Raw genomic sequence first — 22,176 nt, 5'->3', positions numbered from 1 at the left:
TTCCATTCCAAAAACGTGACCGTCGAAGTCTATTCCATGAACCGGTCCAGGTCCGAAAACCCTTCCCGATCCGCGCAACATCCGCCGCCCACGTTTCTCTTTCTCATCTTCAATTGTCAAAAAACCGACAGACCCAAAGCCCGTCCAAACCGCAAATGCTCAATGCCCGAAAGCCCAAACACCGCAAAATCTCACCGCCAAGAGCCTCAAGCACATCTGCCCGAAACCGCCAAGTCGCCACAAAGTCAAGAAACTTCAGAGCGAGTTCGTTGGTCGCCAGCAGCGCCGCCGCCCTCGTTGGTGTGCGGTTTATAGATCCGAGCATGAGGTTTCGTCAACAGGGTTTTTGAAAAAAATGACAGTTTTCTGACAAAGCCTTGTCTCGCAGGGTCTCAAGCCCCCTCCCCTGCCCCGACACAGAGTGAAACGGTCATAAGACCATCCGTCGCCCTCAGTTTTACACATTCGCGGTGTCTCAGAGAGCGTCGCGCATCGTCCCGGATTTGACTCGACCGCGCGAAAGATGCACACCTTCGGACAATATACGCAGCCTATAAGAAGAACCGGCGCGTTCAACAGGGACCCGATCAGCTGGCATGATCACGGACAAATCCATGATACGGTCACTGGGCAACGAACCGCCCATACTGGCCGATGGTCGCCGGGCGCCCGATCGCCGCGAGATCTCGCTCCGTTGGCTCTCCGGCACCTTTCTAACCGGCATTACATCCAGTCTCTTGATGGGCGTTGCTCTCTTTGCCGCTCTCGATGGACGCCAGCAGCTTGCAATCCCCGCTGAAGCCTATGCGGCTGTGGATCCTGCTCTGCGCCCGGGCCAGCCGGCAGCAACCGCAAAACGCGGCGGTCGCATCGTATCGCCTGTCATCGTTGCCAAGCCGTCGGACCGAACGATCCTTGAAGTTTCCACGATGATTCACGACGGTGAAAAGGAAGTGGTTCGTCGCCAGCCTTTCGCCCATGTGAAGATGACGCTTGCCGCCAATCATCAGGCATCGGAATCCTACCCTTCCTTCGACCCTCTCGCGATCTTCTCCAATGACGATGCCGCATCCGCCCCTCCCCCTGTGCGAACGGGCACGATTTACGGCTCGGATGTCGAATCCGAGGTTGCGCTGAAGACCGTCGATTTCCCGCTCAAAGGCTCGACGCTGAAGTTCGGGCCATCGATGACGCTCGATGAGGTGGAAGAGAACGTTCGCTCCAACGGCGCGGCGCTGACGGAGGGCAACACGCAGCTTGCGTCGCTCTTCTATGTGGATCCGCGACGCTTCGCTTCTGACGCCTCCGAGCTCGACCTGATCCAGGGTCTAACGGCTCGGGTGGTCGAAGAGAACATGACGGTGACGCCGTTCGAAACGATCAATGACAGCAGCGCGGAGTTTGCCGACGACGTCATTCCCGTCCGGCGCGACACGGATATGGCGAGCGTGTTGAGTGGCGCCGGATACTCCAAGGCGCAGGCGGCCGATATTGCCGCCGTCTTCAAGACCGCGCTGAACGCGGACGTCTTCCATGAAGGCGATGTGGTCCGGATCGGCATCATTCAGAAGGGCGAAAACGAAGAGGCGCGTGTCATGCGCGCCAGCGTGTATGCCAAGGGCGGCGCACATGTGCTCACCATGGCGCTGGACGATCACGGCACATTCGTCCGCGGCGAGGAACCGCCGCAACTCGCCGCCGTCTATACCGCCTTCGATGATAATGGCACACCGACTATTTCGGCCGGGCGCGATCTGCCACGGGTCTATGACGGCGTCTATCGCGCGGCGCTATCCTACGGCATGAACCAGGCTATGGTCGCAAAGCTGGTGAAACTGCTCGCCAGCAATGTCGACTTTCAGGCACAGTTGAAACCGAGCGACAGCCTCGAGGCGTTCTTTTCCGTTGCGGACGAGAGCGGTCGCGCAACGGACGCGTCGGAGCTGCTCTACGTCAACGCCAAGTTTGGCGATGCACAGACTCGGTTCTACCGTTTCCAGGACCCCGACGATAATTCGGTCGACTACTACAACGAGATGGGCAAGAGCATCCGGCAGTTCCTGTTGCGCAACCCGGTGCCCAACGGCACCTTCCGCTCGGGCTTCGGCATGCGGCGCCATCCCATCCTTGGCTTCTCGCGCATGCATACCGGTGTGGATTGGGCCGCGCCGCGTGGCACACCGATCATCGCGGCGGGCAATGGCGTCGTGGAAAAAGCAGGCTGGGATAGCGGCGGGTATGGCAACCAGACGCTTATTCGTCATGCGAACGGTTACGTCTCGTCCTATAATCATCAGAGCGCGATCGCCAAGAACGTCAAGCCCGGCGCTCGCGTGGCGCAGGGTCAGGTCATCGGCTGGATCGGAACGACAGGCCTGTCGACGGGTCCGCACCTGCATTACGAGCTGATCGTCAACGGCAACCGGGTCGATCCGCTGCGCATCCGCCTCCCCGGCGGCAAATCGCTGGACGGCCCCGCACTCGCACAGTTCGAGGAAGAGCGCCAGCGCATCGACGAGCTGCTGGCGAAAGACAGCGGCAGCGAAGTGGCCGCGACGCAGTAGAAGCCTGCGCCTCTCGATCCGATTGTCTTAACCGCATTATCCGACACAGAGGCGATGACGCTTCGGTTGGAAATGCTCCAGAGACTCGGAATCAGTGCGGCCGTTTGGCGGCCGTTTCCGCAAGGCTCTCCTGATCCTGCATTTCCCCCTCGCGCGCGGCATCCAGACGCTCTGCGACGCCGGCATCCGCCGGGTCCTGTTCGCGTCTCCAAGGTCGGCGACCCTTCAAGACGCCGGATTCGTGAACGATCTCGGCAACATACTCTTCCTGACGATAGGCCATCACATGAATGCCGGAGACACCCGCGATCTCCTTCACCTCGTTGATGATGTCAATGCAGATCTGCTTGCCTTCCTTCTTCTGGTCGGCAGCCCCCTCCAGCCGGGTGATGATGGCATCGGGAATGTGAACGCCGGGCACGTTGGAGCGGATCCAGCGCGCCGTGCGAGCGGAGGCCATGGGGCCGACGCCAACGAGGATATGGCAATGCTCGTGCAGACCGAGATCGCGCACTTTTTCCATGTAGGCGCGAAACATCGGCACGTCGAAACAGTATTGGCTCTGCACGAACTGCGCTCCCGCCTCTATCTTCTTGGCAAGCCGGTAGGGGCGGAAATCAAAAGGAGGCGCGAACGGATTGATGGCAGCGCCGAGAAAGACGCGCGGCGGTGCGGTCAGCTTGCGGCCGGAGAGAAACTTCGCGTGATCCCGCATGATCCGCACCGTTTCGAGCAGCGACATGCAATCAAGATCGAAAACCGGCTTTGCTCCCGGCTGGTCGCCGGCCTGCACGCCGTCTCCGGTCAGGCACAGAATATTGGCAACCCCCATGGCAGCCGCGCCCAGCACATCGCCCTGAATGGCGATCCGGTTCCGGTCGCGGCAGGAAATCTGCATGATCGGAGCGTAACCCATGCGGGTCAGAAGCGCGCAGATACCGACGGAGGACATATGGCAATTGGCGCCCGACGCATCGACCGCGTTGATGCCGTCCACCCAGCCTTCAAACACGGCGGCCCGCGCATAGACCTCTTCCGGATCGGCACTGTCGGGCGGGTTCAACTCGGCTGTCACCGCGAACTCGCCTCGCCGAAGCACCTGCTCCAGCCGCCCGCGTGAGGAATGTCCAGGGAGGAGATCGCCGGCAGTGCCCGGAAAAGCGCTCATGTCGGGCGTCCCGAGCTTGCTGTCTCATGATCCCGCGCTTGCGCCGCGGCGGCCGTCACCCGCAACCATGATGACGTTTCGCGCAATGACTGGTTTACCGGGGGCTGCACGGCAAGGATAGTGTCGCCATTTTCCATCTGTCGCGAGCCTTCCCAGGCCTTGACCCAGACGCAGGGCATGTCCGGCTCCACTTCGCAGTTTCCGTTAGCGCGCACGCCGCCGCAGGGTCCGTTGCGCAATTGCTTCGGGCAGTTCATCGGGCAGGACATGCCGGTGGAAGACAGGATGCATTGCCCGCACATGCGACAGTCGAAAAGCAGGCCCTTCACGCCGCGCTCGACCACGGTCACCGGAGTCTCGGCTCTGGCATATCCGATCGCGCGCCAGAGCGGGTGCAAGGCCAGAAAAACGGAGGCGAACCGGTGATAGACCCATTCCAGAAGCCGCGCGTGACGCACCGACCAGAGGCGGATCGCAAAACTGCGCTGTCCGCGCCGGTTTGGCGAAACGGCGGCAGGCGTATAGGCGCCGGTCGCCGCCTTGCGGCCAGCCTGCGCATTGCCCTTGTCGGGCTTGGCCGCCGGAGCGAGATCGGAGGGCGAAGGTTTCGTCATGTGCCGTCCTTCCCTGCGCCTTGGGTTTCGGTGCGTTGCATTCGTTCCGTCGGGCGCGCCATCGGTATCATCGCGAAACCTGCCATTGTCGAACCATCTCCATCCGGCGAAGCTTGCGCGTCTTTGCCGCTCGCCGCGCATCCTTGCACGACATGTCGCGACAGGGAAAGCGACGGTCGGAGAACGCCTACCAGATGCCGCGCGCCAGCCCGTTCCAGATCCATGTCCAGACGGGCGGGTGATACCATTGCTGCGACGGACCCGCGACCGTCATCGGCCGGAGCGTTCCGGCGAGGGCGTCCTCGACGGCCCGAACGGCAATGTCCGTCGAGGCCGCCGTCTGCAGCAACGGATAGGTGTGCAACGTATCGCGCTTGGCCGGCGTCACACGCGTCTGATAAAGGACATCGCCCGTATCCACGCCGGCATCGACCAGATGCACCGTCGCACCGAAATTCTCCTCGTCCCGGTGCACCCGTGCCCAGTATCCCCCCATCAGCCCGCGGTATCGAGGATTGATGCCCGCATGGAAATTGATGACGGGACAGGATATTGCAGATAGCGTTGCAGCCGACAGCATACGGCACGAGACGAGGAAGACGACATCCGGCGAAAGCTCGGTCAGCGTCTCCAGTGCCTCCGGCGTATTGATCGAGGGAACGTGCACCGTTCTGACATCGCCGTTCGGCGCGTCGGAAACGCCATATGTCTCCAGAAGCTCCTGCGCACGGCCTTCGGTAAAGCGTTTGCCGAACCTGGACGCCATCATGGTCGCCAGTTGACCGAGCGCAACCGGCCATCCCAGCTTGAGCGCACGCCGACGGACGAAGACGGACTTGGATTCCGCAGGCTCCAGAAGAACGGTAACCTCGGAAAATCGGCTGGCGAGCGCATTGATCAGGATCTGCGGATTGCGTCCGCCGGCCGTGATCACGACCACCCGACCCCTTCGCTTCATCTCTGCCATGTCCTCGCCTCTCTTCGCCGCGCTGTATTTCTTACCCATCGGGCTTACCGTGAGATTAAGGTCACGAGACAAAAAGGCCTCCCCGGTTTCCCCGGGAAGGCCCTGCAGCGCATCAGGCGAGACGATCAGGCGGCAGCGCGGTCTTCGCTCGTGCCGCGCAGCTTGAAGTTCAGCCGGTCGGACCCTTCCAGCACCTTCACGACGGACCCATCCGGAATATCGCCGGACAGGATCTTCTCGGCGAGCGGATCCTGCACATAGCGCTGGATCGTCCGCTTCAGCGGACGTGCGCCATAGACAGGATCGTAGCCGCGTTCCGCCAGCCAATGCCGGGCATCGCCGTCCAGTTCCAGCGTGATCTTGCGATCCGCCAGCAGCGTCTTCAGCCGTTCGAGCTGAATATCGACGATCGCCCCCATTTCGCCGCGCTTCAGGCGGTGGAACAGAATGATCTCGTCGACGCGGTTGAGGAACTCGGGCCGGAAGGCCGAGCGCACCACGCCCATCACCTGCTCGCGGACGCTGTCGGTGTCCTCGCCTTCGCCAAGTCCGGTCAGGTACTCCGCACCGAGGTTCGATGTCATGATGATCATCGTGTTGCGGAAGTCCACCGTCCGGCCCTGCCCGTCGGTCAGCCGACCGTCATCCAGAACCTGCAGCAGCACGTTGAAGACATCGGGATGGGCTTTCTCGATCTCATCGAACAGCACGACCTGATAGGGCTTGCGGCGCACGGCTTCCGTCAGCGAACCGCCTTCCTCATAACCGACATAACCCGGAGGTGCGCCGATCAGCCGGGCAACGGAGTGTTTCTCCATGTACTCCGACATATCCATGCGCACGAGCGCGGTATCGTCATCGAAGAGAAAGCGCGCAAGCGCCTTGGTCAACTCCGTCTTGCCGACGCCGGTCGGCCCGAGGAAGATGAACGAACCGATCGGACGGTTCGGATCCTGAAGCCCGGCGCGCGAACGCCGAACGGCGCGGGAAACGGCCTGCACCGCATCCCCCTGCCCCACGACCCATTTCGCCAGTTCGTCTTCCATCCGAAGCAGCTTGTCGCGCTCGCCTTCCAGCATCTTGTCGACCGGAATGCCGGTCCAGCGGGAAACGATGTGCGCGATATTGTCCGGCGTCACCACTTCCTGAACCATGGATGCGGCGGAACCGTCCTGTGCTTCGGACTCTTCCAGCTCCTTTTCGAGCTTCGGGATCACACCATAGGCAAGCTCGCCCGCACGCTGGAACTCGCCCTTGCGCTGGGCAATCGCCAGTTCGTTACGCGCTTCGTCCAGCTGCCGCTTGAGATCGGCGGCAAGCCCGAGCTTCGACTTCTCGGATTGCCAGCGCGCGGTCAGCGCATCGGCCTGCTCTTCGAGCCCGGTCAGATCCAGTTCCAGCTTCTCCAGCCGGTCCTTCGAGGCGCGGTCGGTCTCCTTCTTCAGGGCCTCGCGCTCGATCTTCAGCTGCATGATGCGGCGGTCGAGTTCGTCCAGTTCCTCAGGCTTGCTATCAACTTGCATGCGCAGGCGCGATGCGGCCTCGTCCATCAGGTCGATGGCCTTGTCGGGCAGGAAACGGTCGGTGATGTAACGGTTCGACAGGGTTGCCGCTGCGACGAGGGCCGCGTCCGAGATCCGCACCTTATGATGCTGCTCGTACTTCTCCTTCAATCCGCGCAGGATCGAGATCGTATCCTCGACATCCGGCTCGTTGACCATGACCGGCTGGAACCGGCGGGCGAGCGCCGCATCCTTCTCGACATGCTTGCGGTACTCGTCGAGCGTTGTCGCACCGACGCAATGCAGCTCGCCGCGTGCCAAAGCCGGCTTCAGAAGGTTGGACGCGTCCATCGCGCCGTCGGCCTTGCCAGCACCCACCAGCGTGTGCATCTCGTCGATGAACAGGATGATTTCGCCGGCATCCGCCTGCACTTCCGACAGAATGGCCTTCAGCCGCTCCTCGAACTCGCCGCGAAACTTCGCACCGGCAATCAACGCGCCCATGTCGAGCGCCATCAGCCGCTTGTCCTTCAGGCTTTCCGGCACGTCGCCATTGACGATGCGCAAGGCAAGACCCTCGGCGATCGCCGTCTTGCCGACGCCGGGTTCGCCGATCAGCACCGGGTTGTTCTTCGTACGGCGCGACAGCACCTGGATCGTGCGACGAATTTCATCGTCACGGCCGATCACCGGGTCGAGCTTGCCATCCCGCGCATCGGCCGTCAGATCGCGCGCATATTTCTTCAGCGCATCGAATCCGGCTTCGGCATTCGCACTGTCGGCGGTGCGGCCTTTACGGATTTCGTTGATCGCCTGGTTCAGCCGTGCTGCGGTCACGCCGGCCTTCGAAAGCGTCTGCGCGGTCGAAGCGGACGTTTCCACAGCCAGTGCCAGCAGCAGGCGCTCGACGGTCACGAAACTGTCGCCCGCCTTCTTGGAAGCCTCTTCAGCCGTTGTGAAGACCTTCGCCAGCGGCTGCGAAAGAGCGATGCCGCCATTCCCGCCGGAAACCTTCGGCAGCTTGGCCAGCGCTGCATCATTGGCAAGCTTGGCGTCCTTTGCACGGCCGCCCGCACGCTCGATCAGCGAGGCGGCCATGCCCTGGTCGTCATCGAGCAGCACTTTCAGCACGTGCTCGGGCGTGAACTGGGGATGCCCCGCAGATAGCGCATAGGTCTGCGCCGATTGCAGGAAACCGCGCACGCGTTCGGAATATTTCTCGATATCCATCGTGTACCTCCTTGGAACCGGAACGCCCATGCGGCACGTCCCGGCGGTTGGGATCAGGCTCCCGAAATCGGCAAGCCTCGTAATGCAAGGAAGACGCTGCGGATCGCAGCCTCTTCCCGCTTCGACCTGAGATATGGGAGCCATTTTTGCCGAATTAAAGAGCTAAAATCTCCTCATTCCCGCTTTGACGAGAGATTGTTCCATCTCTATCGGACACGTTCAAAAGAGCCGGATCGACGATCCAGCCTTCCAGCGGATCGGCATGCTGCGGAATGCCGAAACCGGTGTCTTTGCGCCCATAAGCCCAGCCTGCTTGCACCGCACAAAGGAGCGCATCCAGCCCATCCCCGCTCGGGTCCTCGGCAACCGACCGCGGTGCCTCGACCCGCAAGCCGGAGAGGGATCGGTTCGACGCCGCATCGCAAAGATGGTCGAACAGATCGAGACGAGCTGACCGATGCTCCGCCGTCTGCAGGCTGCGCGTATCGTTCTTGTAGGACCGCCGCCCGATCAGCCGCCGCGCCATCACGCCGGGATAAGCCTCGACCACGACTCGTCTCAGATCGCCTGCCCGCAGAAGCGGCAGGTGCACATCGGATGCGAGCAGCCGGCGCGCGCCCTCGTAGAACATCAAGCCGACGGGCACCCCGTGCAGCTTCTGCGGACTGATTCCCCCCGTCGAACGGTCGATGAAACGCTGGTGCTCCTTGTCGCCGGTTGCGCGCGGCAGACGGTATTGGGTCAAAGCCTCGTAGAACGCGGCGCGTGACAGGCCGGCGACATGGCTGACGTAATCCTCCCAGGCCGGTGGCCAGCCAATCGTCTCGATGAACCTGCGTGACTGCCCAAAGGGAAAGTCGAGGCCGGCAATCCAGGGACCGGACGAAGACAGAAAGTCAGTGAAACCATGAAAATCCGTCCAGCGATGCATCGCCTCGAATCGTAACGCCTCACCGTCCAGCCGGCACTCGACGCAGACGATCGGCTTTCGCCGCGAGGGAGCGGATGTGAAATCGACGCCGAACACCCGTATCCCGTCGGGTAGCGTCACGTTTCCCCCGCCCTGAGCGTTGCAGGCTGGGAAGGCGCCGGCTTGACCACCGGCAGCACCGTCATTGCCTGAAGGATCGCAGCGACATGCATCGACTGACCGATGAGCCCCGTGCCCAAACCGGCGAGCACTGTTTCGATGGGCAGAAGCTCGACCGTCATCCCGTCTTCTTCCGGATCGAGCTGTTGATCCCCCACCCGGATGACATCACGGGCGAGAAAGGCATGCACCTTGTTCGTCTGCATCGAGGGATTGGGATAAAGTGAACTCAACCACTCCATCTGCTCGCAGCGATATCCCGTTTCCTCCAGAAGCTCCCGCCGGGCCGCCGCTTCCGGATCCTCATCGCTCGGCTCGATGCTTCCGGCCGGGGCTTCGAGCAATACCTTGCCGGCACCATGCCGATACTGGCGAACCAGCACCATCTGCCGGTCCGGCGTAATCGCGACGACGACGACCCAGTCAGGATAGGTCAGCACATAATAAGGATCGACGCGCAACCCGGACGGTGTTTCGCAGGCATCCATGCGGACATCGATATGCCGATCACGAATCAGCGACCGCGAATGCAGGATCTTCCAGGTCTGATCATCTCCAGCCATGGCCGGCCCCTTCCCTATAACGATAGGGCGATGTCGAGCGCCCTCGGTGGCAACCATATCCCCATTGGCGACGCCGTGACGACCTGTCAAATCGCTTGCATCCCTTTTGTAAGAATTGACAAACGCTCCGAAATGCCGAGCATCGAGGCAACCTTCACCTGAGCTAATTGAATTTTCCCGGAACGGATGCATGCGACCCGCCTACCCGACACATTCTTTTTGGCGCAAGATCTCCGCCAGTGCCGTCGCCATATCACTTTCAGGCCTTACTGCCGGGGAGGCGTCCGCCGCCGGAAACACGCCATGCAGCGGCAAGAAAGGCGGCATCGAGCGTTGTCAGGGAGAGCGCTTCATCTGCCGCGACGGCTCGATCAGCGCCAGCAAGAAATCCTGCTCGACACCCCGTCAACCCCTCGGTCTTCTCAATTCCTCACCGCAATGGGCGCCGACAACAAACACGACGACCTGTAGCTGCCGCAGCGGCATGTTCTGCACCGGCCCGCGCGGCGGCCGGTTCTGTCTGTCGGATAATGGGCAAAAGAGCTATATGGGAAAATAGCAAGACCGAATGCGCGTGGACGATAAGTTTCAACTGCTGCACGGCCGATTGTTTAGCCTTGGCCAGAGATGACGCGTCGGCTCTTTGGCTTCGAAAGGGGTCTGTGAATTGGAGTTCCGTAGCAGCGTGCGGCTTCTCCCCCGTTCGCGTGACGATCCCTCGACCGCGTATCAGGAGATCATTCGGAACGAAGGTTTTCCCGGTGCGGCGGGGACAAGCCGCTCGGCAGCATCGACCGCTCTGCCATGTCCTATCGTCTGCAACCACCCACGAAAAAGGGCGACGTTGCCGCCGCCCTTCCAGTTCTCATGATCTTGCGACCGCTTATTCGGAATCGGCCAGAGCCGGGGCTTCCGGCTGTTCGCCGCCGGCACCCTCTTCCGCGGCACCTTCGGTGCGGCGCGGGCGACGAGGACGCGGTGCGGCCCGGCGCCGCGGGGCGCGGCCTGCGGAGGCCTCATCTTCGATGTTGACTTCGGCGGGCGTGCCGTCGATCTCCGGCTGCGGACCCGTGCCATCGATGACCGTTTCCGGCGTCGCGGCAACAGGGTGCTCGGCAGCGATCGGACGTTCCGCCCGGGGCTGACGCTCGGCGCGCGGTGCACGTTCCGCCCGCTCCGGACGTTCGCTCCGTTCAGCGCGTTCCGCCCGCTCGGGCCGTTCAGCACGTTCGGGTCTTTCCGTACGTTCGGCGCGTTCTGTACGCTCCGGCCGCTCTGCCTGCTCATTACGCTCCGGACGTTCCGTCCGCTCGGCGCGATCCGCCTGAACCGGACGTTCGCTCCGCTCGGCGCGTTCCTGACGGTCCGGCCGTTCGGTGCGTTCCGTGCGCTGTTGAGGCTGCTGCTGGCGGGGCTGTTCTCGGCGGGGTGTCGGCTGCTGCATGACCGGCTGATCGTCGTAGCCCTGGTCCTGATCGTCGTCCATCATGCCGTCACGGTCGTTACCGTCCATGTCGTTGCCATCGTAGGACGGGCGATCGTCACGCTGGAAGCGCTCCTGCATCTGCGCCTGTGCGGCTGCGATGATGCGGTTATAGTGCTCGGCATGCTGGAGATAGTTTTCGGCGATGACCCGGTCGCCGGAGCTCTGCGCATCCCGCGCGAGCGTCGTGTACTTCTCGGCAATATGCTGCGCGGTGCCGCGGATCTTCACGTCGGGGCCGGAGCTGTCATAGGTCCGGGTGAGCGGGTTCTGCCCCTTCCGGTTATGATTGTTGCCGCCGCCGCCATTGTTATTGTTGTTATTATTATTGTTGTTACGCCCACGGCCGCGCTTGTTCTGCTGTCCTGGCCTCATCCTATCGTCACCCGAAATCTCTTGATCATGATGGTTCATATGGCGTCCGGCCTCATGGCTCCGGCCATCGTGGTAAACACCTTCTCGCAGCTCCCGACATAAGGGGGAGTCGAACCGAGAAGGCACGCCGCGACCCAGCAGCCTGAAAAGGCATCTCGCTGGTTGGCGTCAAATTAACAGGTACCCGCACCAGGCACTGTCGACCCAAGCTCTTGTGTCAGAAGAGCATTCCCTGCGGAGAGGTCTGACCGGAACGAATCCCGACATCCTTGACCGTCTGCTCAGTGCGTGGCGGCAACCTATCCGTCTTCCCCGCCAATTCCAAGCCTTTTCTTTGCGTCTGCGAAAAGAACATCGCATTGCCAAGGCAGTAAACAGGCTGTTTTCAACAGGCTGCCGTGCGCATCGCTCGCGCCGCGCCAGCATCCGCACGGCGAAAGACGAGCACCCGGTCGTTTCCGCCAAGATCGCGCAGGAAAGCGGTCCTCTCGAACCCTTCGTCCCTGAAGATCTGCGTCACGCTGTCCTTCTGATCGAAGCCGATCTCCAGTCCGATCACGCCCTCATCTTCAAGAAAAACAGCCGCACGCGCGGCGATAATACGATAGGCATCCAGCCCCTCCGCGCCGCCATCGAGCGCGAGCAACGGGTCGAAAAGCCGAACCTCCGGGTCCAGCGCGTCGATGATCTCTGACCGGATGTAAGGGGGGTTCGAGACGATGATATGGTAACGCCCGTCGATCTTTTCAAACCAGTCGCTCTGGACCGCGCGAAACCGGTCGGACAGACCATGCGCCTGCGCATTGGCGCTTGCGGTCGAAAGCGCATCCTTGGAAAGATCCACGCCGACGCCTTTGGCCTCCGCAACCGCACTGAGCAGGGCAAGACAGATCGCTCCGGTGCCTGTTCCCAGGTCGAGAATCCGGCACTGCCCGACCCGCGCAACCGTCGCCCGCACATGCGGCAACATCGCCTCGACAAGCGTCTCCGTGTCCGGGCGCGGCTCCAGCGTTTCAGGGGAAAGCGACAATGTCAGCCCATAGAAATCCCGTGCGCCGAGAATGCGGTGCAGCGGCTCGCGGGCCAGCCGCCGCGCGATCCCGGCGCGGATCAGGGCGACCTTGTCCGCAGCAACAACGTCCCCGCCCCGGCTCATCAGCTTCGTCGGCGTCAGACCGAGCAAACCTCCCACGAGAATACGCGCTTCCTGAGCCGGATCTTCGAAATCCGCCTGGCGAAGGGCCGTCCGCATCTCGGCGAGCAGGCTGTCGATCGTGTCGGCCACCGGTCAGCCCTGCTGTTCGCCGAGGCGGGCAAGCTGGTCGGCCTGATAGTCGGCAAGCAGCGCATCCACCACCTCGTCGATCTCGCCCATCATCATCCGGTCGATCTTATAGAGCGTCAGGTTGATACGGTGATCGGTGACGCGACCTTGCGGAAAATTATAGGTCCGAATGCGTTCGGACCGGTCGCCGGAACCGACCTGGCTCTTGCGGGATGCCGAGCGCTCGCTGTCGGCCTTCTGCCGCTCCATGTCGTAGAGACGCGAACGAAGAACCTGCATGGCTTTCGCCCGGTTCTGGTGTTGCGATTTCTCCGAACTCGTGACCACGATACCAGACGGCATATGCGTGATACGCACGGCGCTATCCGTCGTGTTGACGTGCTGGCCGCCTGCACCCGACGAGCGCATCGTGTCGATGCGGATGTCCTCGGCGCGGATGTCGATGTCGATATCCTCGGCCTCCGGCAGCACGGCGACGGTGGCGGCGGAGGTGTGAATGCGTCCCTGCGTTTCCGTATCCGGCACGCGCTGGACGCGATGGACACCGGATTCGAACTTCAGCTTGGAGAAAACCCCGCGGCCGGTCACCGTCGCAATGATTTCCTTGAACCCGCCGGCGTCACCGTCGCTGGCGCTGAGCACCTCGACCTTCCAGCCCTTGTCGGCAGCATAGCGCTCGTACATGCGGAAGAGATCGCCGGCGAAAAGCGCAGCCTCCGAGCCACCCGTTCCCGCACGGATTTCGAGGATCGCGCTCTTTTCGTCGGCGGCATCCTTCGGCAGAAGCAGGATCTGCATCTCGCTTGCGAGCTTTTCCAGCCGCTCTTCGATCTCCGGCTTTTCCATCTCGGCAAGGTCGCGCATATCGCGGTCGGTCGCCTTGTCGGAAAGCAACGTCTCGATATCGGAAAGCTCGGCCCGCGCCTTCTCGTACTGGCGGATCTTGGCGACGACGGGCTGCAACTCGGAATATTCCGATGCCAGCTTCACATAGACATCGGCCGCCGGCCCCGCCGACATGCGCGCCTCGATCTCCCCGAACCGCCGCTCCAGCTCTCGCATTTTCTCGACAGGTAATGTGGCCAATGCTTACTCCAGGCCGCTCTGCGGCGAATTATCGAATGTTAGATGCCGGAAACAGAAAATCCCTCTCTGCCCGGCAGGGCAAAGAGGGTCTTCTTCAACCGAGCCCCAGCCCTACAGCGGAATGTCATTCTCCGCCGCAAACGCCTTCAGCAGCTCCCGCGGCGTGCGGGTACCCTTGGTGTCGTCCAGCAGCGCGTTCAACTCCGGCGAAAGCGTTGACAGATCGGTCGCCATCAGCATCGCCTTGACCGGCCCGACGGCCGTCGGGGACATCGACAGGGAGCGGAAGCCGATCGCAAGCAGCGCCAGAGCCGAGAGCGGTTTCGAGGCCATCTCGCCGCAAAGCGTGACCGAGGTGGTGTTCCGCTCACCCGCACGCACGATGTCGCGCAGCATGCGCAGGAAAGGACGGCTCAACACGTCGAAGCGATCCGAAACACGCGAATTGCCACGATCCACCGCCATGGTGAACTGAAACAGATCGTTGGAGCCGACGGAAACGAAATCAACCTCGCTCATCAGCTCGTCCAGCTGGTAGAGCAGCGCGGGAACTTCGAGCATCGCGCCGAACTGCAGCTTGCGCGGCAGTTGCTCGCCCACCTTCGACTGGCGCTGAATTTCCTTCTGCAGCAGCTCGCGCACCGCCTTCAGCTCGAAAACCTCCGTCACCATCGGCAGCATGATGCGCAGTTCCTGGCCGGCAGACGCCCGCAGCATAGCGCGTAGCTGCGTGCGCAAGAGGCCTGGCCGGTCGAGCGACAGGCGGATCGCCCGCCAGCCGAGCGCCGGGTTTTCCTCTTCCGCAGCCCGGAAATAGGGCACGACCTTGTCGCCGCCGATGTCGAGCGTGCGGAAAGTCACCGGCTTGCCGGCTGCCTGTTTCAGAACGTTGCGGTAGAAGGCCTCCTGCTCCTCCATGCGCGGCATGGTCGAAGCGATCATGAACTGAAGTTCCGTACGGAAGAGCCCGATGCCCTCCGCACCCGATTCGTCCAGCTGCGGCAGGTCCACCATCAGGCCGGCATTCATCTGCAACTTGATCCGGCTGCCATCCCGGGTGATCGGCTCGACACCGCGAAGAGCACGGAACTGCTCCTGCCGCCGTGCGCGCAGACGGACTTTCTCCTCATAGGCCCGCTGCAGATCGGCCATCGGGCGCAGATGCACCTTGGCATCGTCGCCGTCGATGATCATCGCATCGCCGTTTTCGGCCAGCGCCACCGCCCCTGCGGCTTGACCGACGACCGGAATGCCCATGGCGCGGGCGACGATGACGACATGGCTCGTCACCGCGCCGTCTTCGAGCACCAGGCCGCGAATATTCTCGCGGGGATAGTCAAGCAGTTCAGCCGCGCCCATCGCACGGGCGACGACAACGGCATCGACCGGGAAATCCTTGTCGGAAACGCGCGCGCCATAGCCCGTCAGCTGTCGCAGCAGCCGGTTCGCCAGATCGTCGAAATCATGCATCCGCTCGCGCAGGTAGGGGTCCGTCAGGCGCATCATCCGCGCCTTGGTCTCGCTCTGCACACGCTCGACGGCCGCTTCCGCCGTCAGGCCGTTGCGAATGGCCTCCTCGAGCTTGCGCACCCACCCACGGTCATGCGCAAACATCCGGTAGGCTTCGAGCACCGCCCGGTGCTCGCCTTCCATGGAGACGTCGCGACGCGAGAGCATGTCGTCGATGGAGATCCGCAGCGAGCCCAGGGCTTCGCCCAGCCGCGAAAGCTCCTTGTCCGTATCGTCGTTCAGCAGATTGGTGACGACGATGCGCGGCTCGTGCAGCACGACATAGCCAAGGCCCACGCCCTCGTTGAAGCCGGAGCCCTCGATGGTCACCGGGCGGGACAGGTCGAGTTCGAGGCCCGGCCGGGTGATCTTCTTGAGTTCGCCCGTGGCGACCATTTCGGCCAGCACCATGGCGGTGGTCTCAAGCGCCTCCACCTCGTCGTCGCGATAGGTGCGGCTTGCCTTGTTCTGCACGACGAGAACGCCGAGCGACCGTCCCGTGCGCAGGATCGGCACACCGAGGAAGGAGTGATAGACCTCCTCCCCCGTTTCCGGGAGGTAGGTGAAGGCGGGATGGGACTGTGCGTCGGACAGATTGAGCGGACGCGCGCTGGCGGCAATCGTACCGACGAGGCCCTGCCCCATCTGAAGCTGGGCGAGATGGACGGCGTCCTTGTTCAGACCCTCCGTCGCGTAGAGTTCCAGCACACCGTCGGAGCGCAGCACATAGACCGAGCAGACTTCCGCGACCATGTTCTGCGCGATCTGGCGCACGATCCGGTCAAGCCGCTCCTGCGGCTCGAGCGGCTCCGCCATGAGTTCGCGCAGCCGCTTGAGAAGAACGCGTGGACCGGACAGGTCTCTCATCGCGCAACGTCTCCCCGATCAAAGAGTGGAGGTGCAGGCACCTCGGGCCGGCAGCACTTCGGCCGCTTCGCTTAATTCTTATCCAGCCCGTAGACGGAATGCAAAGTCCGAACCGCCAATTCAGCGTACGCACCGTCGATCAGGATGGAAATCTTGATTTCCGAGGTGGTGATCGCCTTGATGTTGATGCCCTTTTCGGCCAGCGCGCGGAAAGCGGACGCAGCAACGCCCGCATGGCTGCGCATGCCGATGCCGATGACCGATACCTTGGCGAGACCCGATTCGTTCTGGATCGCGTCGAAGCCGACCTTGTCCTTCTCCGCGTCGAGCACGCGCAGCGCCTTGTCCACGTCGCCGGAGGGCACGGTAAAGGTCATGTCGGTCTTCGATCCGTCCTCGGAAATGTTCTGGACGATCATGTCGACATTGATGTGCGCTTCGGCGAGAGGGCCGAAAATCGCGGCGGAGACACCCGGGCGATCGGCCAGACGCCGCAGCGAAATTTGCGCCTCATCCTTGGCATAGGCGATGCCGGTCACGACTTCCTGTTCCACGATCTCTTCCTCATCACAAATCAGCGTTCCCGGCGGGTTCAGAAAATCGCCCATGCCGGGCGCGTCCGGGTCTTCGAAACTGGAGCGCACGAAGGTGCGAACCTTGTGCACCATGGCAAGCTCGACGGAGCGTACCTGAAGCACCTTGGCGCCGAGCGATGCCATTTCGAGCATTTCCTCGAATGCGATCTTCTTCAGCCGGCGCGCCTTCGGCACGATGCGCGGGTCGGTCGTGTAGACGCCGTCCACGTCGGTATAGATGTCGCAGCGATCGGCCTTCACCGCAGCTGCGATGGCGACCGCGCTCGTGTCCGAGCCGCCACGGCCGAGCGTCGCGATCCGGTTGTCGGGCCCAAGGCCCTGGAAACCGGCGATGACGGCGACCTGCCCCTCGCCGAAGCGGCGGACGAGGTCGGAACCGTCGATATCCATGATTCGCGCCGCGCCATGGGCGTTATCGGTGCGGATCGGGATCTGCCAGCCCTGCCAGGAGCGGGCGTTGATGCCGATGTGCTGCAGTGCGATCGCGAGCAGCCCTGACGTTACCTGCTCACCCGAGGCGACGACGGCGTCATATTCGCGAGCATCGTGCATGGGCGAAGCGTCGCGCGTCCAGCCGACGAGCTCGTTGGTCTTGCCTGACATGGCGGAAACGACGACGGCCACCTCGTGTCCGGCATCCACCTCGCGTTTCACATGGCGGGCAACGACCCGGATGCGATCCATGTCCGCGACGGAGGTTCCGCCGAATTTCATCACGATGCGTGCCATCTGCCTCTACCGGTACCAGAGATTGCGCGCGTTGCGCGCCTGCCGAAGTTGGCGGCTTCCTTAGCGAAGTTGCCGGAAACGTGCAATGGCCAGCGCGGCATGTGGCCGGGCAATGCCTGAGCGACCGAGGGCGACCAGGAGCGAGGAAGTGTCGCAGCCCTTGACAAGAGCCGGGTGCCGGACGACTTCACGGATGACGCTTGAGTTTTCCGGAGACGACATCATGACAGACGCGGCCCGCACGACCATCGACCAGTCCGAAGTCGATCGCTTCTCGGCGCTGGCCGCGGAGTGGTGGAACCCGCATGGCAAGTTCAAGCCGCTGCACAAGTTCAACCCGGTTCGCCTCGGCTATATCCGGGATCGCGCTGCCGAAACCTTCGGCCGCGATCCGAAGGCGCCGCGTCCGCTGGAAGGTCTTCGCCTCCTCGATATCGGCTGCGGTGGCGGCCTCCTCTCCGAGCCGATGGCGCGCATGGGCGCGGATGTGGTCGGTGCCGATGCATCCGAGAAGAACATCCGCATTGCCGAGACGCACGCGGCCGGCAGCGGCATCTCCGTCGATTACCGCGCGGTCACAGCCGAAGCGCTGGCTGACGCCGGCGAAACGTTCGACATCGTGCTCAACATGGAAGTCGTCGAGCATGTCTCCGACGTCGATTTCTTCCTCTCCACATGCGCCTCGATGGTCCGCCCCGGTGGCATGATGGTGGTTGCCACGATCAACCGTACGATGAAGGCCGCAGCGCTCGCCATCTTCGCCGCCGAAAACGTTCTGCGCTGGCTGCCGCGCGGCACGCATCAATATGAAAAGCTGGTCCGTCCGGAAGAGATCGAAAAGCCGCTCTCGGCATCCGGGCTTGCGATTACGGAGCGCACCGGCGTCTTCTTCAGCCCTTTCACGAACCAGTGGAACCTGTCACGCGACATGGACGTCAATTACATGATGATTGCCAAACGCCCGCGCGACTGACGACGCGGAAAAGACGAGTCGTCAGTTGACCTCGTCGGGAAGGATCGGCAGTGGCGCGACGTCGATGCCTTCCTCGATCAGCGCCCGCGCCTCTTCCACCGTAGCGCGCCCGATCAATCCGCGAGCGTCGGCTTCGCCATAATGGATCTTGCGCGCTTCCTCAGGAAACTTTTCGCCGACATCCTCGGCATTGGCGCGAATGGTGGACACCATCTCGCGGATCTTGGAGATGGCCGCCTGCTGCGCCTGGTCCATCATCAGGCCACGCTGCTTGTCCTTGCGTCGCCCGGTCGAAAGCGCCGGCGCCATCAGCGCGCGACTGACCGCAGCGGTGCCGCAGACAGGACAGGTCACCAGACCGCTTTCGGACTGTGCATCGAAGTCCGAACTCGACCCGAACCAGCCCTCGAAGCCGTGGCCCTTGTCGCAGGTCAGCGCATAACGGATCACGCGGCGACGCCCCCGCTCGCAGGAGCGCCTTCTCCGGCTGGGACCACCGTGAAGTCGCGCGCATTCTTCAGGTTCGGGATCTTGCCGCGCGCGGCGGCAACCGCGGATACATCGATATCAGCCGTGATCACGGCTTCGCCGCTCGGGCCGGCTTCGGCAAGGACGCGACCCCAGGGATCGACGATCATCGAATGGCCGAACGTCTCGCGGCCATCCTCATGCACGCCGCCCTGTGCGGCCGCGATGAGGAAGAAGCCGTTTTCGATGGCGCGCGCCCGCAAAAGAATTTCCCAGTGCGCTTCGCCGGTCTGGCGTGTGAAGGCAGCGGGAACGGTCATGATCTGCGCGCCTGCCACCGCCTGCCGGCGGAAAAGCTCAGGGAACCGCACATCGTAGCAGATCGCAAAGCCCAGCTGACCGAACGCAAGATCGGCGACCTGCGCCGTCTCGCCCGGCGTGTAAGCAGAGCTTTCGCGCCAGCTTTCGCCATTATCGAGGTCGACATCGAACATATGGATCTTGTCGTAGTGGCAAATTTTCGAGCCATCCGGACCGAACAGAAATCCGCGATTGGCGATCTTCCCGTCGTCAAGGCCGATGGCCGTCGAGCCGATATGCAGGTGAATGCCGAGTTCGGCGGCGAGGTCGCGCGCCGTGCGCACGATCACGTCGTCGTCTTCGCCCCGCAGAGACGCCCGCAGCGCCGCACGGTCGCGCTGCAGCGCCCCGGTCATTTCCGGCGTCTGCACATAGGTGGCGCCTTTTGCCGCGGCATCACGGACGAGGTTCGCCATAGCGACGGCGTTTTTCTCGGGCGCTGTGCCGGAGCACATCTGTACGGCGGCGACGCGAAGGGTCATGGCGCTGATATCCTCAGGCCGCCAACATGGGGTCGAGCTTGCCGGCCTTGTCGAGCGCATGCAGCTCGTCACAGCCGCCGACATGGGTGCCGTTGATAAAGATCTGGGGGAACGTCGAGCCGCCATTCGATTTCGCGATCATTTCCTGGCGGAGATCGGGCGAATATGTCGCGTCATGTTCCTCGAAGGAGACGCCCTTGCTGGACAGAAGCTTCTTGGCCGCAGCGCAATAGCCGCAGGCCTGACGGGTATAGATTACGACGGAAGCCATGTGCGACACCTGTTTTCAGAGGCTGTTTCCGCATCGGCACGGCGCCGGTGCGCTCCTATGTCCGACATATCGGGCTGAGAACCAGACTGGCCCGCCGCAATGTCGTCCTCCGGTCATATAAGCACGGTCACGGCTCTTGCAAAGGTCAAAACCGTGACCTCGCTTGCCCCGGCTCGCTTCAGCGCCCGTGTGGCCGCAGCGACGGTCGCGCCCGTGGTATAGACATCGTCGACAAGCACGATGTGCCGGCCGAAAACGAGCGACTGGCCAGCCTCGGTCACCAGAAAGGCGCCGCGCACATTGTCCTGCCGCTGCGTCGCGCCCAGCCCCACCTGCCGCATCGTGCGTCTGCGCCGCACCAGCGCTGTCGCCAGCATCGGCCTGCCGGAGAGGTGCGCAAGCGCCCGTGCCAGCTCCGCCGACTGGTTGAACCGCCGCGACCAGAGGCGGTACTTATGGAGCGGCACCGGAACGATCGCGTCCGCCGCCTGGACAACCCCCTCCCCGGCCCTGAGCATCCACGCCGCCATCATCGGCGCAAGGTCTGTCCGGTCGGTATATTTCAGGGCATGGACCAGATCTCGTGCGATGCCCGTATGGATCGCCACGGAACGCAGGCGCGTGAACGGCGGTGGGTTGGCAATCGCATCGGCCGAAAGGATGCCACGTCCGAGATCGTGCGAGAAGGGTACGCCCAGCACCTCGCAGAAGGGTCGCTCGATCAGCCGAAGGCTCGCCCAACACGCCGGGCACACAGCGGCATGCCGCTGCACGAACCGGCCGCAGCCGCGACAGACAGGTGGATAGAGAAGATCGGCCGTGCCCCGGCCTGCGGCAAGGAGGCGAGCGACCAGCATCTGGCGAAACCGCTTGCCCCGGCCCGGCTGGGTATCGGCTGCATCGAGATCGGTGCCAACAGACGCCTTCCGGCTGTCGACCGTCTGGTTCGCCGTTTCGGCGGGTTGCCACGCGCCATCCATATGCCGATGCGTCCTTCCGCCCTCTCGACCGTTAGAAAGGGGTGCTCGCTCTTGCGCAGCCGCGCGCCGGCGATGATATAGGCCGAGATATAGGAGACTATCGTGGATATCGTATTTGACCAGCCTCTTGTGGAAGCCCGGCGCCTGCGGGCGCTGAAGGCCGGCGATGAAAAGGCGCAATTCCTGCTCGACATCGTGGCCGAGGATCTGGCCGAAAGGCTGGCAGTCGTGGAGCGCCGGTTCGAAACGGCCGTCGAGCTTCATGGCTATACCGGCGTGACGGCGCGCGCCCTGTTGGCCACCGGCAAGATCGGCACGCTCACGCGCGTCGAGACGGACACCGCCTTTGGCGGATCGGGCGAACTGACCGTTGCGCCGCTGGAAACTGTGCCGGTTCCCCCTGCCAGCGCCAACCTCGTGGTATCCCCGCTCTCCCTGCACCTGACGAACGACACGCCCGGCGTGTTCATACAGGTGCGGCGGGCACTGGCACCGGACGGCCTGTTTCTCGCTGCCATCCCCGGCAACGGCACGTTGCAGGAACTGCGGGAGGTGTTGCTGGCCGCCGAAAGCGAAATCACCGGCGGTGCCAGCCCACGCGTCATTCCCTTCGCGGACGTCCGCGACATCGGCGCCCTGCTGCAGCGCGCAGGCTTTGCGCTCCCTGTCACGGATACGGAATCCTACACGGTTCGCTATGCCTCGCTGTTTGCGCTGATGAAGGATCTGCGTGCGATGGGGATGACCAACACGCTGGTTGCCCGCAGCCGCAAGCCCGTGTCCCGTGCGGTCTTCTTGCGCGCCGCGGAGCTTTATGCCGAGCGTTTCGCGGACCCGGATGGCCGCATCCGCGCGACGTTCTCGGTCATCTACCTCTCCGGCTGGGCGCCGCACGAGAGCCAGCAGAAGCCGCTTGCGCCGGGTTCGGCGAAGATGCGTCTGGCAGATGCCTTGAAAGTGGAAGAGAAATCCGGTGTCGACAGGACAGAAGCCGACAGCTGAGCGGGCAGTACG

19 protein-coding genes are annotated in these 22,176 nt (G+C 63.0%); 4 read left to right on the top strand and 15 right to left on the bottom strand.

Going from position 1 to position 22,176, the window contains the following annotated elements:
• Positions 1 to 596: 596 nt before the first annotated feature.
• Positions 597 to 2,564 carry a M23 family metallopeptidase gene (locus tag BSG19_RS18295; protein ID WP_092989436.1) on the top strand — a complete coding sequence of 656 codons (1,968 nt, stop codon included), beginning with the start codon at positions 597 to 599 and terminating at the stop codon, positions 2,562 to 2,564.
• A 91-nt stretch (positions 2,565 to 2,655) separates the two neighbouring features.
• On the opposite strand, the gene BSG19_RS18290 is transcribed toward BSG19_RS18295, so the two are convergent.
• From BSG19_RS18290 to BSG19_RS18265, 6 genes are all read right to left on the bottom strand, one after another.
• Positions 2,656 to 3,732, bottom strand: coding sequence for a methylenetetrahydrofolate reductase (locus BSG19_RS18290; RefSeq protein WP_092989435.1), 1,077 nt, complete (start codon positions 3,730 to 3,732; stop codon positions 2,656 to 2,658).
• Positions 3,729 to 4,346, bottom strand: a complete 618-nt coding sequence (locus BSG19_RS18285) for a methylenetetrahydrofolate reductase C-terminal domain-containing protein (RefSeq protein ID WP_092989434.1) — start codon at positions 4,344 to 4,346, stop codon at positions 3,729 to 3,731. Before BSG19_RS18285 ends, BSG19_RS18290 begins: the two co-directional genes overlap by 4 nt.
• 187 nt (positions 4,347 to 4,533) lie before the next feature.
• Positions 4,534 to 5,313, bottom strand: coding sequence for a formyl transferase (locus BSG19_RS18280; protein ID WP_244529309.1), 780 nt, complete (start codon positions 5,311 to 5,313; stop codon positions 4,534 to 4,536).
• Positions 5,314 to 5,438: 125 nt separating this feature from the next.
• Positions 5,439 to 8,045 carry an ATP-dependent chaperone ClpB gene (clpB, locus tag BSG19_RS18275; protein WP_092989432.1) on the bottom strand — a complete coding sequence of 869 codons (2,607 nt, stop codon included), beginning with the start codon at positions 8,043 to 8,045 and terminating at the stop codon, positions 5,439 to 5,441.
• 154 nt (positions 8,046 to 8,199) lie between these two features.
• Complete coding sequence (locus BSG19_RS18270; RefSeq protein ID WP_244529308.1) at positions 8,200 to 9,096, bottom strand: DUF429 domain-containing protein; 897 nt, start codon at positions 9,094 to 9,096, stop codon at positions 8,200 to 8,202.
• Positions 9,093 to 9,890 (bottom strand): NUDIX hydrolase, encoded by a 798-nt coding sequence (locus tag BSG19_RS18265; RefSeq protein WP_244529307.1) that lies wholly within the window; start codon positions 9,888 to 9,890, stop codon positions 9,093 to 9,095. Before BSG19_RS18265 ends, BSG19_RS18270 begins: the two co-directional genes overlap by 4 nt.
• Here BSG19_RS18265 and BSG19_RS18260 point away from each other — a divergent pair.
• Positions 9,889 to 10,257: a YdcA family protein gene (locus BSG19_RS18260; RefSeq protein WP_244529306.1), complete on the top strand. Its 369-nt coding sequence runs from the start codon at positions 9,889 to 9,891 to the stop codon at positions 10,255 to 10,257. The genes BSG19_RS18265 and BSG19_RS18260 overlap by 2 nt on opposite strands.
• A 324-nt stretch (positions 10,258 to 10,581) precedes the next feature.
• On the opposite strand, the gene BSG19_RS18255 is transcribed toward BSG19_RS18260, so the two are convergent.
• From BSG19_RS18255 to BSG19_RS18235, 5 genes are all read right to left on the bottom strand, one after another.
• Entirely contained in the window at positions 10,582 to 11,556 is a 975-nt protein-coding gene (locus BSG19_RS18255) for a DUF4167 domain-containing protein (RefSeq protein ID WP_092989430.1), read from the bottom strand.
• A gap of 385 nt (positions 11,557 to 11,941) precedes the next feature.
• Positions 11,942 to 12,841, bottom strand: coding sequence for a peptide chain release factor N(5)-glutamine methyltransferase (prmC, locus tag BSG19_RS18250; protein ID WP_092989429.1), 900 nt, complete (start codon positions 12,839 to 12,841; stop codon positions 11,942 to 11,944).
• Between the two features lie 3 nt (positions 12,842 to 12,844).
• Positions 12,845 to 13,927 (bottom strand): peptide chain release factor 1, encoded by a 1,083-nt coding sequence (gene prfA, locus BSG19_RS18245; protein WP_092989428.1) that lies wholly within the window; start codon positions 13,925 to 13,927, stop codon positions 12,845 to 12,847.
• Positions 13,928 to 14,038: 111 nt separating this feature from the next.
• Complete coding sequence (gene ptsP, locus BSG19_RS18240) at positions 14,039 to 16,303, bottom strand: phosphoenolpyruvate--protein phosphotransferase (RefSeq protein WP_092989427.1); 2,265 nt, start codon at positions 16,301 to 16,303, stop codon at positions 14,039 to 14,041.
• Positions 16,304 to 16,374: 71 nt separating this feature from the next.
• Entirely contained in the window at positions 16,375 to 17,628 is a 1,254-nt protein-coding gene (locus BSG19_RS18235; RefSeq protein ID WP_092989426.1) for an aspartate kinase, read from the bottom strand.
• A gap of 223 nt (positions 17,629 to 17,851) precedes the next feature.
• Here BSG19_RS18235 and ubiG point away from each other — a divergent pair, with 223 nt between their 5' ends.
• Positions 17,852 to 18,601 carry a bifunctional 2-polyprenyl-6-hydroxyphenol methylase/3-demethylubiquinol 3-O-methyltransferase UbiG gene (ubiG, locus tag BSG19_RS18230; protein WP_092989479.1) on the top strand — a complete coding sequence of 250 codons (750 nt, stop codon included), beginning with the start codon at positions 17,852 to 17,854 and terminating at the stop codon, positions 18,599 to 18,601.
• A 21-nt stretch (positions 18,602 to 18,622) separates the two neighbouring features.
• Here ubiG and BSG19_RS18225 read toward each other — a convergent pair whose 3' ends face one another.
• From BSG19_RS18225 to BSG19_RS18210, 4 genes are all read right to left on the bottom strand, one after another.
• Entirely contained in the window at positions 18,623 to 19,051 is a 429-nt protein-coding gene (locus tag BSG19_RS18225; protein WP_092989425.1) for a DUF1178 family protein, read from the bottom strand.
• Positions 19,048 to 19,911, bottom strand: coding sequence for a carbon-nitrogen hydrolase family protein (locus BSG19_RS18220; RefSeq protein WP_092989424.1), 864 nt, complete (start codon positions 19,909 to 19,911; stop codon positions 19,048 to 19,050). Before BSG19_RS18220 ends, BSG19_RS18225 begins: the two co-directional genes overlap by 4 nt.
• 13 nt (positions 19,912 to 19,924) lie before the next feature.
• On the bottom strand, positions 19,925 to 20,182 hold the full coding sequence (gene grxC / locus BSG19_RS18215; RefSeq protein ID WP_092989423.1) for a glutaredoxin 3: 258 nt from the start codon (positions 20,180 to 20,182) through the stop codon (positions 19,925 to 19,927).
• A gap of 113 nt (positions 20,183 to 20,295) precedes the next feature.
• Positions 20,296 to 21,039, bottom strand: coding sequence for a ComF family protein (locus BSG19_RS18210; RefSeq protein ID WP_092989478.1), 744 nt, complete (start codon positions 21,037 to 21,039; stop codon positions 20,296 to 20,298).
• Between the two features lie 225 nt (positions 21,040 to 21,264).
• On the opposite strand from BSG19_RS18210, the gene BSG19_RS18205 reads away from it, so the two are divergent.
• Positions 21,265 to 22,164, top strand: a complete 900-nt coding sequence (locus BSG19_RS18205; protein WP_092989422.1) for a methyltransferase domain-containing protein — start codon at positions 21,265 to 21,267, stop codon at positions 22,162 to 22,164.
• Positions 22,165 to 22,176 lie beyond the last annotated feature (12 nt).

Source organism: Rhizobium sp. NFR03 (assembly GCF_900111275.1).
Classification (GTDB): domain Bacteria; phylum Pseudomonadota; class Alphaproteobacteria; order Rhizobiales; family Rhizobiaceae; genus Ferranicluibacter.
This window is presented reverse-complemented; position numbering and strand designations above follow the sequence as displayed.

Excerpts from the sequence above, each read along its gene's own strand:
- BSG19_RS18295 (WP_092989436.1), top strand. The coding sequence starts at position 597 with ATGATCACGGACAAATCCATGATACGGTCACTGGGCAACGAACCGCCC.
- BSG19_RS18290 (WP_092989435.1), bottom strand. The coding sequence starts at position 3,732 with ATGAGCGCTTTTCCGGGCACTGCCGGCGATCTCCTCCCTGGACATTCC.
- BSG19_RS18285 (WP_092989434.1), bottom strand. The coding sequence starts at position 4,346 with ATGACGAAACCTTCGCCCTCCGATCTCGCTCCGGCGGCCAAGCCCGAC.
- BSG19_RS18280 (WP_244529309.1), bottom strand. The coding sequence starts at position 5,313 with ATGGCAGAGATGAAGCGAAGGGGTCGGGTGGTCGTGATCACGGCCGGC.
- clpB (WP_092989432.1), bottom strand. The coding sequence starts at position 8,045 with ATGGATATCGAGAAATATTCCGAACGCGTGCGCGGTTTCCTGCAATCG.
- BSG19_RS18260 (WP_244529306.1), top strand. The coding sequence starts at position 9,889 with ATGCGACCCGCCTACCCGACACATTCTTTTTGGCGCAAGATCTCCGCC.
- BSG19_RS18265 (WP_244529307.1), bottom strand. The coding sequence starts at position 9,890 with ATGCATCCGTTCCGGGAAAATTCAATTAGCTCAGGTGAAGGTTGCCTC.
- BSG19_RS18255 (WP_092989430.1), bottom strand. The coding sequence starts at position 11,556 with ATGAGGCCAGGACAGCAGAACAAGCGCGGCCGTGGGCGTAACAACAAT.
- ptsP (WP_092989427.1), bottom strand. The coding sequence starts at position 16,303 with ATGAGAGACCTGTCCGGTCCACGCGTTCTTCTCAAGCGGCTGCGCGAA.
- BSG19_RS18235 (WP_092989426.1), bottom strand. The coding sequence starts at position 17,628 with ATGGCACGCATCGTGATGAAATTCGGCGGAACCTCCGTCGCGGACATG.
- ubiG (WP_092989479.1), top strand. The coding sequence starts at position 17,852 with ATGACAGACGCGGCCCGCACGACCATCGACCAGTCCGAAGTCGATCGC.
- BSG19_RS18220 (WP_092989424.1), bottom strand. The coding sequence starts at position 19,911 with ATGACCCTTCGCGTCGCCGCCGTACAGATGTGCTCCGGCACAGCGCCC.
- grxC (WP_092989423.1), bottom strand. The coding sequence starts at position 20,182 with ATGGCTTCCGTCGTAATCTATACCCGTCAGGCCTGCGGCTATTGCGCT.
- BSG19_RS18210 (WP_092989478.1), bottom strand. The coding sequence starts at position 21,039 with ATGCTGGTCGCTCGCCTCCTTGCCGCAGGCCGGGGCACGGCCGATCTT.